Below are 14,029 nucleotides of genomic sequence, written 5' to 3' on the forward strand. Positions count from 1 at the left end.
TATTGGTTATTGGTTATTGGTTATTGGTTATTGGTTATTGGTTATTGGTTGTTAGATTTTTAAATAGCAAACAACAAACAACAAACAACAAACAACAAACAACAATTATGATCGATCGCTATAACCAAATCATTCTTCAACAAATCCGCAGCTTATCTCTTGGGAGTAAGTGGGCTGTTATTGTTTGGTTACTCCTTTGGTGTACTGGTTGTACATCAAAAGATTCTACAGGTATCAAGCTAGATGTTAGTGTACAACCAGCGGGTAATTCTGGCTTGTACAGCGTGACAGGAACAACAAATCTACCTAACCAAGGTCAAATTATAGTTTCTGCTATCCGTTATCTAAATAGTCCAGGAGAGGGATTTATTTCCTCTGAATCGAATAATATTTATGCAATTCTGGATCGCAAAATTGTACGAGTGGAGGATGGTAAATTGCAAGCCACTCTAAATCTATGGCAAGTTGCGCCAGATGGTCGATTAGAGGAAGCATGGCAAAGGGAGCGATCGCAAATTGCCTCTTCATTAGAACCAGGAGGAGAAGTATCCTTTATTGCCACATTTGAACCGGATGGCCAATTGCCAACTGATAAACAGCAAAAGATACAGATTCCGGAACTTAAAGGTAGTTTGGTGCGGTTTAGTAATGAAGGTTCAGCATATATAAAAGCGAGTCAAACATTGCGAGTTTCTCTTCCTAGTGGGAGAAAACCACCACCTATTATTAAGACAGAAGATATTAATGATGGTTGGGGGAATCGGTATGAGCTGAAACCCGAACCACCTGCACCGACGAATATTCGTCCGATTCCGATTAAGAATAAGCAGACTAATGCACCGATGTCGGCTGATGAGTTTGTTCGTTGATGGTGGGTTGAAGGGCTGATTTCAAATTTTAAAGCACATTGCTTGGCGAATCTGACTAATGGCAGTGGAGAGGATTTCTGCTGCTTGATTTATTTCTTTATCTGTGGTGAATTTGCCAATACCAATTCGTAATGCCCCTTCGATTACATTGTTAGGTAAGGCTAATGCTTGAAGAACATGAGATGGTGTTTCTACTCCGGATGAACAGGCAGCACCTGTGGAAATGGCAAGTTTAGATCGAACTCTGGCAATAACTGCGCTATTGGGAATATCGGGAATTGAAATGTGAAGATTTCCTGCAAGGCGGGAAGTGGGATCTCCGTTGATGATTAAGCCAGGAATTTTTTTGAGCAATAGGTTTTGGAGTTTATCTCGTTTGGATGAAATCGCTTTTTCATCCTCTTCCATTTCCAGTTGACGCATACGGCAGGCTTCTCCTAATCCAACAATACCAGGAACATTTAGAGTTCCAGATCTAATTCCTTTCTGATGACTTCCACCAAATATAATGGGTTCTAAGTGATATTTTTTTCTGACAGCTAATGCACCAGAACCTTTAGTACCATAAAGTTTATGTGCAGAAATTGCCAGGTAAGTGATACCGTATTCTTGAAAGTTAATGGGAATTTTTCCTACAGCTTGCGAGGCATCACACAGGAAAGGGATATGACAGTTTTTGGCAATTTGACCGATTTCTTGGATGGGATAAATATTGCCGATTTCGTTATTAGCTGCCATAACACATAGGAGAGAAATTCCTTTGTCACAAACTTGTTTTAGATGATTTAGATCGAGTCTACCTTTTGAGTCAATTTGGAGTTTAATTATCTCAGCTAATCCTTTTTTTGCTAGGGCATAGCAGGTATCTAAAACTGCTTTATGTTCGACTGGTGATACTGCAATAATATGCTTGTTTTTGGTAATAACATCAGTATATATACTGCCTTGAATTACCAAGTTAATACTTTCAGTTGCGCCAGAAGTGAATATGATTTCTTTAGGGGATGAACCAACTAAATTGGCAATGTGAATAGCAGCTTGTGATACTGCTTCTTCTGCTTCATCACCATAAGTGTGGTCAATGCTGCTAGCGTTACCGAATGCTGTAGTCATGTAGTACAGCATTTTACTAGCTACCCTCGGATCGACTGGAGTAGTTGAATGGTAGTCGAGGTATATAGGACGAGATTCACTCATTTTTGTTAGGTTGGACTACAGCTTATCGTAATCCTTACTGATAGTCTTTTGTAATCAAAGCAGCCACTCATAAATTCGCTCCCAGAGAATGTCGCATATACGCTCAGTTCTTTTTTCTACAAAAGACTTATCCCACTGCCCTGTCGCTCCGAGTTGTACGATAGGTATGATGTGATGCTTGTGTTGTGTTTTCTGCAATAAAGCAATTGTGTCGTCGTTTAAATCAACTCCATTGATATCAGCTTCGTTTTTTAGTGCAGCCAAATTTGAGGGATCTGTTTCGGCTAAATGGCTATAGTAAATCCATTTATCAATCCATGATTTGTTGCTCGCAGAACTATTGATTTTTGTAGGGAGAAGAAGCAGGTTCCCGATTTTTTCGTAATCATCATTCTCATACAAAGCTGTGTCCCAATCAGCCCCAGGTGATTTTTCCTGTTTTTGAGGTGCTACGTGTTCAATAGTCTTAAAATCTTCAGAAACCCATTTGGTTGGTTCCAAGTATGATGGAGATGAGCCTGATGTGCCAATTTTCATCAGACCTGGATTATTTTGATCTGCAATAGTATCATGTGAGGTAACAAAAAGAGCAAATTTACAAACAGCTTTCACCTCGTTATATCTCAGATTCTCTATTGCCTTTTTCTTCCATTCTTCCTTTGTTCCTATTTCTTTATCGTTCAATACTGTCACGAAATGTGTCTTAAGTTCTGCAACTGTGAGTTGATAATTTCCTTTTTCCCATGACATTTTTTCGCGAAGTAACTTCCTATATACTTCATCAAGACCTGCATTCGATAAAGCGGATCGCCAAAGTGTAAAGAATGCTGCTACTGCCTTGCAAGCAAAAACAAACTCAGTGTCGGCTGTTGGTTGCTTGCCTATAATAAGAGAATAGAAGCGACTCAGGATCGTATTTGCCATTTTGTGTCCAGCCTGCTGAAGGTACAAGACACAGAGTGCTGCCTCCTTTCTATCTGGATCTGCCACATTCTCTGTCTCAGGTATAACAAGCTGTTTGTTGGGATCAAACTGCCGGACTTTCTCCCAATAAGTAGCCACATTCGCCATCCTGTGGATGAATTTTTCTTTATCTTCGATAGATTCAAATTTGTTGTACGTGTCAGTCAACCATCTTCTTTGTACGCTGAAATGAGTCGATAGCTTTGTAGCATCATGTGTCAAGGCAAATAGGGTAAGATACTCGTTGGTAAGCTTATTCTTGCTAGATGCACTAGACAAAGGAGCCAGTAACTGCTCCACTAGATTAAAATATTTCTCAGATTTTGATCCTTGAAATCCTTCATTTTGGTCACTTTTTGAGTTAACAGTATTAACCACCAATGGCTTAAAAGTTTCAAGTGCAGTTAGAGGTGTTCCTGTTGCATTTAGTGATTGAAACATATCAAATGCCCAATCGTCTTCGGCTGGCTCATTTAAGGTAAAACAGCAACGTCGCAGCAGGTAATGACAAAATGCAAACAGTTGAACCAGGGAACATACTAGCTTTTCATTTCCAGACATCGGGTTGCTACTATTATTGACTATCTCTACCAATTCCGGTCGCTCATAGCTCCATAAGTCTACTTCAGGTATTTTATCCAGTATTTGCCAAGCAGCCGGAAAATTTTCATCATCTGAATTTGAATCATATGCCTTTTCTACATTAATTAGCAATGAGTTCATTCTTCTTAGGTTTTTTCCTACTAGAGATCCTGTAGGAATTGGAGGAAATTTTGAGTTGTCTGTGACAGCACGGATAAAGGATGCGATAAAAGATGAAACTTCAGAATGATAGTTATTATCATCAGATCCATCAAATGTCCACCCATCAACTGATCCACGAATGATAATTGGCTTTCGAGACGGTGAACCACGTCGAAGATCAAATGAAAATAATTCCAGAAGAGTTGCCAAATAGCCATCAACTGCTTCTCTTAAACCATTGTAATTGCTATTTTTAGGTAATTTTTCTCTTGTTTGATACAATCTTTGGTAGAGCAAGCAAGCCAGCAAAGCAATTGTGGAAATTCTTTGCTGTCCATCGATTACGTTGTCGATTCGTGTTGGCAGGGCTTTCTTATCTTGTGGCTTAATATTCTCATTCGGATTAGATTCTTTGACCAGAATGACTGTACCAAGAAAGCGTATATTATTTTTATCTGAAAGAAGAGCATCAACCCCGCTACTAATATCGGCTATTAACTGATCGATATTTTCTGCATCCCAGCTATAGGGCCGTTGATACAGGGGAATGTAGTATCCAACTCCAGGGCGCTGAAAGAAATCTGATATTGTGTCGCTTGAAGTGGTAAATGCCTTTGAGATATCAACGCTCATCTTTATTCCTTATATAAAATTGACAGTGATTTTTTGATAAAGATTAAGATAATCTTAAAATTTGTCTTCAACGTATCCAGAAGTTACAAATTACAAACCAAGCATGGTAAATCATTATCTTCTTCATCCATAACAGAAGCTAAAACCTCAGCTAATGGTCGATTTGGAGCTATCTTTTTTTCTCTAGCCATCGCCTTTTCATGTTGGATAATAATCTCATCCTTACGTTTAAGAAGTTCTAAAAGTGTTTCCCCTTCAGTCCAAGTGTACTGTCTTCCATCTTTATGTTCTTGCTCATACTTAACAGCCTCATCAAATAGATCTCGATGGTTTTCAGCAAGCATCACCCATTCATACTTCCGCTGAAAGAAACAGAAAAAACAACCGGAACGACTGCGCCAGCGGTAATAATCTGGTACTCCAATCCCACTCTCCTCTAGTAGTTTGATGATATCTGCTTTCATTAACCCTCGTTCTTTAAAGGGAAAAATAGGTTTAATATTAGGCTTAGTTGAGATATATCCCTCACGATTTTCATCTGCACGAATGCCGATGTAACTGATTGCTTCGTCATCCCCCACAAAATCCTCAAGAGGTTTAATTTTCATCTGTCTAGTACACCATCTACTTTTGGGTGATGGCAGGTAGCCACCATAAACATTGAGCCAGTGATCGAAACCATAATCGGGACTGAGATAATGGATTTTGATACCTAAACGAGCCTTAATCCGATCTAGGTATTCGTAAGTTTCTGGTAACTCCTTATGGGTGTCGCAGAAGAAGTATTCCATTTCTGGAATTTCCTTGTACAACAAGACGGCTAAGGCTGTACTGTCCTTACCGCCTGACAGACCGAGGATGTGTCTAACTGATTTATTGCTCATACTCTCGATTTTGACACTTGATGAGATTCTGAGCAATAGGGACTTCGATCTTTATTATGTGGGTTAAGCTCCTGTGCATTTAAACTGTATATTTTCAATTTAGGGAAAAAGTCATCAAACCCTCTCCCCTGCTCCAAAAAACCCTGTTCCTCCTCAACCAAAAGAGACAAATTAAGTGCGTAACAGCTTAAGCATGGTTTATTTCTGCATTGTCATCTCGATCTTTACGCCGAAGTTGAGTCACATTATCCTGAGATTCTTTGCCCAAAACCCTCTCAGTTAATTTAGCAACAAATGCTTGCTGTAGTTGAGCATTGTCTAGCAGCAGAGGTTCTTGTAGAACTTTTTCAACTAAATCATCAATTGGATCTTGATACTCGCGTTCAATCCAAACCATCTGATTTGTTTCTTTGCCATCCGGACGAGTAACTGTGATTCGGCATACCTCAAACCCTTCACCTTTGGCAGTAACCTCTTTCTGTAGGGCTTCTAAATTCTTGAATCTTCTGGCTAAATCGGTCAGCTTAATCTCAAAAATTGTCAGATTTTCATCTGTCCAAGATTCAGCAGGTTTATCTGCCACAATCATAACTAAAGCTTCCAACCACTCCCGGTCAGTTTTTGTCTCATCTGTTGCTGCTAGAGTGAAACTTTTTAGCATTCGTTCAACACATTGTCCAACTAAATAACGCGATCGCACTCGCAAATCTTCCCTTAGTTTAGCGTCACTAGTCCTCACACCAAAGGCATCTTGCAAGTGTGTTTGACACTCATTTAATAAGAGATCGTAGGCAGTCTGAATCTCGTTAAGCGCTTCAACGAGCTTTTTTCGCAGCGTTTTCGCCATCAGCCCATACTCACTTGCGGCTGAACCTGCTTCGCTATCATTACCTTCTTCACCTGTACCAATAGGCGGCAGCCCACAAGCTTGAGGCAAAGATGTAAACAGCAATTCATCTGGTTCCTGTGCTTGTTGCAATGTTTGTAAAACGCCTTGCGCTTCCTTACTAAGACGCTTCGTTTTCAGGGTGTAAGCAGGTAGCTTTTTCACAAACTGAAATAGAGGCTTAGTTACCGCTAGTAATGTTGTGTTTCTCACCCCTACAGGCATCCGAGAATTGGGAGATTTCAAAATCGCTTCGAGTTCCTTAAAGACTTGCGATCGCACTCCAGCTACTGCAAAATATTTGACAGAGAATCGCGACGGTTCTTTAACTAATAGCTCAAAATGTTCCGCACCCAAAACGGGGATAAATGTCCCATCTTTATAAATTCCTACATCATCAACACGGTATAGCAAAACTGCTGCTAACAGTACGGGAATCGCTCCTGACTTAACACCGTAGGGTGGAGATTCTAAAATTTGGTATAGTCTATCTAAGGTTTTTTGTTTTTCCTTAGCTTGCAAACAGAACTCTTCAATTGCCTGCCATAGAGTACATAAACCAGACTTTTTATCGGGTGGATAAAACCCCCATTCTCCTTCCTCCTCTCGGTGAATCTTCGTCTCCTCCAACAGTGAATAATACATACAAACGGATGGACCATATCCTTCTAATCCCAATCTTTCGAGATCTGAATTCGCTAACATAACCTCAATAAGTTCCCGTCTAGCTTTTGCGCCTTGGGAGGTGAGTTCTCTACGATTAATTAGCTCATTCCACAGAATAGGAGTTTTCTGGTAAACATTGTCACAGACTTCTGATAGCTTGCCATTAAATTCGGTACCATGAAGAATGGTTTCCCGTTTCCCCTGAATCCAGCAGACATTGTGATTGATAGCTACATCAAACGCTTGGTTCAAACTTTCATCTAGCAATTGCTTAGTGTGGAATAATCGATACTGCAATTCGCGCCTAGCAACGGCATCAGTTTGCAGTTGAGCAGCATTAGTTTGAATCTTCTGAAGTGCTGTAAATTCCAGCGTTCTGATGCGCACTACGCTCAATTTTGAGCCACACAAAACAATTAGTGGTTTACTATCTGCGGTGTTAATAGGTGCTTGAGTTGGTAATTGATCGTCCAGCCAATAAACAATTAATCCATCGGTATCATTGCTATTACAACGAAGTTTGGTTAACTCTTTTAAATCATCAATATATCGCCGTTCAAAATATCTCAGCGTTCCAGTTTTATAGCTATGCCGTTGAGCGACTAATGGTTTAAGTGGATAATTTTCAGATAGAAGCTTGGCTAAAGAAGATCGCTCCTGTTCAATGTAATATGCCACCTCACCCTCTATATTAAAATCAGAACCTTCCCAAAGCCTAAGTTCATTTAGTAACCGACGATGGGTGATGATATTCCTTTTTAAAAGGCGATCGATAATATCTTCCCATTTTTGCCGTTTTTCTTCATCAGTCGGGGAATCACACATTGCCAGTATTACTAACTCACGAGTTGCTTTGACTGCGCCAGTAGTTGTTACTAGATTTAAAGTACCGATTGTCTTCAAAACCCTCAGATAATCCTCATCTAGGTGTTTGGCATCCGCAATTAAATTCTGAATCTCCACCCATCGCTGCAAATTTGGTCTGGAACCAAAACCCATGCCTACAGCTTCCACAAAATAATCATAGACACGATCCAACTTCAGCATCACTGGAACTTGTTCATTAACTATTTCCTCTTTCAGAAAATTCCGAAAAGAATAGGGTTCAGAACTCGTGAGAAAAGTAAACAAAGAGCGATCGTTTTGTCCGTACTTACCACATAATATAGGTAAAACCAATGCTGCTACTGGATGTAAGGGGTAAACCGCCCCCAAATCTTCAGCTTTAAGTTCATCAAATTTGGCAATATTTTCTATAATATCAAACCATTTAGTGACTTGGTTGTAAATTGCTTGGCGCAAAAATTCTGCCTCAGTGCAATTGATCGCCTGACCCATTAAACGTATCATCTGTCCCACTGATTCACTAAACGGGATATCCTCAAACCGTCCCTGAATCTTTGCCCATTCATTGCGCTCAACCGAGGCTAATCTTTGACCGTATTCTGTAAAAGCTTGGTGCAATATTCCCATCAAATAAACTTGATAATGCTTGTCTCTAGGAAGTTCAGTTAACTGCTGTAATAAATATAAATCTTCCGCTCCTTCATTGTAGGCAGCAAATTCTAAATTCTTCCCCAGTTCATCAATAATTATAAAAACATCTGTTTCTGCGGCTCGTGCCACTTCTTGAACTAGTTTAATGATTTGCCTATTGTCAATCGTTTTCCCACTATCAATTTCTATTTTTAAGTCTACTAATTGACGGGCAACATCTATTTTAACATGCTCTGCTGGCGACCAAAATAACTTTGCGCCTCTGGCTAAAGCGCGAACAATTGTATTCCCTATTGGTTCTCTTTGTGCCGTAACAACAGCACAAAATAAGCCTTGGCTAGGTATATTTTTTATAAAACTTTGGTACTCATAACTATCCGCGCCTAAAGAATTTCTAGTAATTTCTAACGATCCCTGACGCATGGGATGATTTACGTTAGTACAAAGGGATGATAGATAATGAGCAAACGCAGATTTTCCTGTACCGTAAACACTGGTCAACGTCCAAGCTCGATTAGCTTGTGGGTTTGTCAATCCGGCTAAAATCCGTCTCAGGGCATCAAGTGACCGAGTAGTAGGAACATATCCCTCTAATGCCTCAATACTTTCTATATCTCGTTCCAAATTAATCGAACGAGAATAGCGACGATTGAGACTAAAGTATTCAGATAGTGTTTTTTTCATTTGGTTAATTGCGAATTCGATAAGTCTTCTATTCCCCACTCCCCACTCCCCACTCCCCACTCCCTATTCCTTCATTGTTACTTGTAGTAATTATCTAGGATACTATGGGCTAGCTCCTCTGGATCCTTTTTAAAGGAAAATTGAATCAACCCTGATGATTCAGAAAGTATCAAATTACCCAATTCTCGTTCTACCTGTTCAATTGCATCACAAATAGTCCTCTCAGAAATTTTGAATGCCAAACCAGGACTACCTGGATCGAAGGTAAGACTAGATATCGATATTGTTTTTTGTTCGCCTTTAGATTTAGCAAATTCCAAGCAAGCAGCAACAATAATTTCTGCGGGTAGGTTGGCTTTGGGTGCAGTATTAAAGGTGTATCGTTTGGTATCACCCGCTGCTTGCTGAATCAATCCTAGTTCGGTAAATGGACAATCAATAGAGTCCTCACTCGGTCGATTTTTGCTTCCTTGTTCCACATACATTCGCAAAATACATGTGATATCTTTTTGCAGCGAAGCATCGACAATCCTACTTCCTAGACTATCCCTATATTTACAAATAGTTTCAAATAATTCATCCATTGAAAATTCAACCTTGCGGAAGATATAGAACGTAAAATACCAAGCAGCAGCCTCACAGGTTGGCTTGAGCAGATTCCAATGGAGTAGCCACAGAGAAGCTGGATCTTCTAGAAACTCATCCCATCCCCGGGATGCCAAAAGATTCATACCAAACCCTGAAGGACTATCACCTTCAAGTATTTTAAATGCGTTGCACCAATAACGCATTGAACGAACCATATTTTTGCCAACACCCAAACGAATTGGTGCATCTTCTTTAGAGAAAATTTCGGGATCTTTTTTGGCACCGTCAAACCCTTTTTTCAGCCAACCAAACCGAGGGTGAAATGTTTCGTGACGGGCAAATGCTGGATTTACAGCGTTTTCAATGAGGTTGAGTTGCTTTACCATAAACTTATCTTTTTATGAACCCAAATAGTTATTATTATATTGCTATCTACCGAGATTTTTCTATTCGCGCAACAAGCCATGAAGTTCGTTTGCGAAGCCTTCTCCAAAGGAATAGGAGCAGGAGATGCGATGCCTTGGTTGGGCAAAGCCATCACAACTGTCAGATCAACTTTACCAAATATTACTCAAATCCAACACAAATCCCGGTAATACCGGATCTCCACTAACCGTAGCCGGATTCTTCAAACATTCCACACCAACTCCAGGAAGATAAATATAAACATCCCGATTTTTCCGGTCAATTAAAAAACCCAAACTCGCCCCATTGTCAATATATTCCTCCATCTTAGTTTTTAGAGGTGCTAAATTATCACAATCCGACCGCAATTCCACCACAAAATCAGGACAAATAGGCGCAAATTTTCCCTGTTGTTCTGAAGTTAAAGCATTCCATCTTTCTAACTTTATCCAAGCGGCATCAGGAGAACGTTCCGCACCATTAGGAAGTTTGAAACCCGATGATGAGTCAAAACCAATCCCTGTACCATCCCTTTCTACCCAAATTCCTAATTGTACAGTCAATTTGAAATTACGATTTCCTGTCTCTGAACCAGTGGGTGACATAATTAATAATTCTCTATTAGCTGTGCGTTCAATTCGTAACTCGCGATTAATTTGACAAAATTCAAAAAATTGATCGTCTGTTAAATTAATTATCGGTTCTAGGCGCAACACTAAAGGCGAATTTTCTAATGAAGGCGTTACTGTAGTTATTGTCATGGCACAAATCCTTGGCGGCTATTGCCGCGCTATGATATTAATTATACTTAAATTGAGATATTCCACCAATCTCAATACAGCAATTTTAAGGTATGTGAGGTACAGAGAAACCCGGTTTCTTTGAGAAACCGGGTTTCTGGGGTGTACTTGATAAACCGACAATTTGCTGTAACTTTAATCCGGTTAAGTCTCTACTAACTTAATAATAAGCTCTTCAAGTTATCAAGAGAACTACCTATCCTACAGAAAACTTATTATTACAAACAATAGCGAAAACTATTTAACCATCAAACCTCAAAGCTTCCCCCCGCACATCCGTATAAACTTTCCCCCTCTCATAAACCACCTTGCCCCCAACAATAGTAATGATAGGCAATCCCGTTAAACTCCACCCTTCAAAGGGACTCCAACCACATTTTGTTAAGACTTCCTCTCGCAAAACTGGGCGATAATTATCCAAATCTACAATAACTAAATCCGCATCATAACCAGGTGCGATCGCGCCCTTGTTCGGAATCCGATAAGCTTTAGCAACAGCCGTAGACATCCAGTTAGCAACTTGCGCTATTGTACATTTTCCCGCCATGGCTTGCGTCAGCATTAATGGTAAGGATGTCTCTACCCCCGGCATTCCTGACGGACTATTTGGGTAAGTTTGAGCTTTTTCGGCTAAAGTGTGAGGGGCATGATCCGTAGCGATAAAGTCGAGAACCCCATCCAGGAGAGCTTTCCATAATACTTCATTATCGTGGTGCGATCGCAATGGTGGATTCATCTGCGCCAAAGTGCCTATTTCCTCATAAGCACTAGTATTCAAAAGCAGATGCTGCGGTGTAACTTCTGCCGTTACCCAACTCGGTTTATCTTCTCTGAGTAATTCCGCTTCTTCTGCTGTAGATAGGTGAAGAATATGAAGTCGTCGCTGATATTTTTTAGACAGTTTTAGGGCTAATTTAGTCGCATTGAGGGCAGCTTGATTATCCTGGATTTGGGAATGAATCGCAGGATCGGTAATTCCGGAAAATTCTTGCCGTCGCTGATTAATTCTCGCTTGATCTTCCGCATGAACAGCAATTAAACGATCGCCTTCTGCAAAAATAGGTTCGAGTAACTCCTCGCAATCTATTAATAATTGCCCGTGCATCGAACCCATAAAAATTTTAATCCCGCAAGCAGGATTAGCTTCCCGCAAATCTGGCAGATTCTCTGACGTTGCCCCGATAAAAAAGCCATAATTGACTAAGGATTTATTCGCTGCTCTCTTAAGCTTGTCATCAAGGGCAGCTTGGGTAGTGGTGAGAGGGCGAGTATTCGGCATTTCCAGGAAAGAAGTGACTCCCCCCTTAGCACAAGCACAACTGGCAGTAAATAAGTCTTCCTTATGTTCCAGCCCCGGTTCCCTAAAATGTACTTGTGGATCGATGACTCCCGGCAACAAAGTTAACCCCGTTGCGTCTATCTCCTTATCTGCCTCCACAGAAATTTCCGGAGCAACCATCAGGATTTCTCTACCCCGACAGAGGATATCTCCCACCATAAATTCTCCTCCTGGTAAGAGGATGCGGGATTGGCGGATTAACAAGGATAAGTCAGAAGACATAAGAGAATGCTAAAATTTTACAAAGGTTCAACGATCCTACTCTAAATTAAAATTTGTATTCTTAGATCTATAAGCTACAAGTTTGACCGTAGCTTGAACTCGCCCATCATCTTCTTTTTCGTTTACTTCAACTCGTGACTTTCAAGGTGATTGAACGCCGATGACTCGTGTGCAAGAACAAAACCCCGATAAACAACCTCTCCAAAAAGCAGAGAATCCTTGGGTAGAAGGGATTAAAACCATTGTTTTGAGTGCCTTTCTCGCCTTCGGGATTCGCAGCTTCGTAGCAGAAGCGCGATACATCCCGTCTGGCTCAATGGAGCCAACCCTCCAAATTAACGATCGCTTAATTATTGACAAGCTCAGTTATAAATTTAAAGCTCCAGAGCGAGGAGATATTGTCGTATTCTCACCCACAGACGCTCTCAAAAAGCAAAACTTCAAAGATGCCTTCATCAAGCGGGTGATCGGTTTACCGGGCGATAAGGTGCAAGTGAAAGGAGCGCGAGTTTATGTCAACGATCAAGCCCTGCGGGAAAAATATATCGAAGACGCTCCCAATTACGACTATGGTCCGGTAACAGTACCAGCTAATCAGTACCTCGTATTGGGAGATAATCGTAACAACAGTTACGACTCCCACTACTGGGGCTTTGTCCCTCATGACAATATTATTGGTAGAGCAGTAGTACGTTTTTGGCCGATAAATCGGGTAGGGGAAGTAGACTCGCAACCCGTCGATCCAGGAAATTTAACTCCAGGAAATTTAACCAAATAACAAGGTTGATCCTGGGAGGAATGGGAGATGGGGAGATGGCGAGCAGGAGAGGAGGGGAGCAGAAAATCGGGACAAATAGTTTCCACGCTCCTCCGCTCCCCCGCTCCGCTAACACCCCCTCAGATCCAAATAGATTACAATGGGGTTTGGCATCGGGAGGATTAGTTGCTTTAATTTTATGTGGAGTAGGAAGTTGGTGGTTGACTCAACAATCTTTACTACCGATTGAACAGAATTTTCAAAAGTTAGATGAGTTATTGGCAGATATTATTAATAGTTTTATACCCCAATCTCAAGGAAAACAAATTACCATCAAAGCTACAGCAGTTCCCGCTGTAATGCTGTACAATTAATCCTCAACATTTATGCAATTGGTTTATTAATTTCTACTCATGTATTTTATAGCAGCGGGAACCGCTGTAATTTATCTGCTACGGATTATCTCCGAGGAGATCCCAAGCAGCTACATGGAAAATATTGCTGAATTTGTCCTAAAGATTCACAACGGTGAAATCTTCGGGCTTAAGAAAATCTATCCAGTTTTGAACGGCTTAGGTTTAATTGGGCTACTGAAACGTGACGACTTAAAAAGGCACTCATTAAGTCTCGGTGGATGACAATAAGCTGCTGCGCAGTTAAATTGTATATTCTGAAAAAGAGTCGCATTGGCTCAAATCCTTCCCCACTCCCTACTCCAAAAAACCCACTCCCTGTCTTCATTATTCAATTTAACTGCTTAACAGCTCACCAGACTTGCGATCATGAACTCGCTCTGACAGAGATTTCTGGATAGGCTCCCGGTTTTTAGATGGTGTAATCTATTGACACTCCCCGGTCTAAAGACACGGGGATTCTTAAGACATCGAGCGCCTTA

10 protein-coding genes are annotated in these 14,029 nt (G+C 40.7%); 3 read left to right on the plus strand and 7 right to left on the minus strand.

Annotated elements, in window-relative coordinates:
* On the plus strand, positions 1 to 869 hold an 869-nt coding region (locus NJ959_RS15610), incomplete at its 5' end, for a hypothetical protein (protein ID WP_254012662.1).
* A gap of 21 nt (positions 870 to 890) precedes the next feature.
* Here the strand turns inward: NJ959_RS15610 and NJ959_RS15615 are convergent.
* From NJ959_RS15615 to NJ959_RS15645, 7 genes are all read right to left on the minus strand, one after another.
* Positions 891 to 2,066: a cysteine desulfurase family protein gene (locus NJ959_RS15615; RefSeq protein WP_254012663.1), complete on the minus strand. Its 1,176-nt coding sequence runs from the start codon at positions 2,064 to 2,066 to the stop codon at positions 891 to 893.
* 54 nt (positions 2,067 to 2,120) lie between these two features.
* Positions 2,121 to 4,406, minus strand: a complete 2,286-nt coding sequence (locus NJ959_RS15620; protein ID WP_254012664.1) for a DUF262 domain-containing protein — start codon at positions 4,404 to 4,406, stop codon at positions 2,121 to 2,123.
* Positions 4,407 to 4,489: 83 nt separating this feature from the next.
* Entirely contained in the window at positions 4,490 to 5,290 is an 801-nt protein-coding gene (locus tag NJ959_RS15625) for a phosphoadenosine phosphosulfate reductase family protein (RefSeq protein ID WP_254012665.1), read from the minus strand.
* 187 nt (positions 5,291 to 5,477) lie between these two features.
* The gene (locus NJ959_RS15630) at positions 5,478 to 9,023 is read right to left on the minus strand and encodes a hypothetical protein (RefSeq protein ID WP_254012666.1); all 3,546 of its coding nucleotides are present in this window, start codon (positions 9,021 to 9,023) and stop codon (positions 5,478 to 5,480) included.
* Positions 9,024 to 9,100: 77 nt separating this feature from the next.
* Entirely contained in the window at positions 9,101 to 9,997 is an 897-nt protein-coding gene (locus NJ959_RS15635; protein ID WP_254012667.1) for a DUF4007 family protein, read from the minus strand.
* 171 nt (positions 9,998 to 10,168) lie between these two features.
* Positions 10,169 to 10,777 (minus strand): Uma2 family endonuclease, encoded by a 609-nt coding sequence (locus NJ959_RS15640; protein ID WP_254012668.1) that lies wholly within the window; start codon positions 10,775 to 10,777, stop codon positions 10,169 to 10,171.
* Between the two features lie 280 nt (positions 10,778 to 11,057).
* Positions 11,058 to 12,377, minus strand: a complete 1,320-nt coding sequence (locus NJ959_RS15645) for a dihydroorotase (protein ID WP_254012669.1) — start codon at positions 12,375 to 12,377, stop codon at positions 11,058 to 11,060.
* Positions 12,378 to 12,537: 160 nt separating this feature from the next.
* Between NJ959_RS15645 and lepB the strand changes: the two genes are divergently transcribed.
* Both lepB and NJ959_RS15655 read left to right on the plus strand, forming a co-directional pair.
* Entirely contained in the window at positions 12,538 to 13,155 is a 618-nt protein-coding gene (gene lepB / locus NJ959_RS15650; protein WP_254012670.1) for a signal peptidase I, read from the plus strand.
* 35 nt (positions 13,156 to 13,190) lie between these two features.
* Entirely contained in the window at positions 13,191 to 13,508 is a 318-nt protein-coding gene (locus tag NJ959_RS15655; RefSeq protein ID WP_254012671.1) for a hypothetical protein, read from the plus strand.
* The last annotated feature ends 521 nt before the right edge of the window (positions 13,509 to 14,029 follow it).

Origin of the sequence: Limnofasciculus baicalensis BBK-W-15, assembly GCF_024178385.1 — a bacterium.
GTDB lineage: Bacteria > Cyanobacteriota > Cyanobacteriia > Cyanobacteriales > Coleofasciculaceae > Limnofasciculus > Limnofasciculus baicalensis.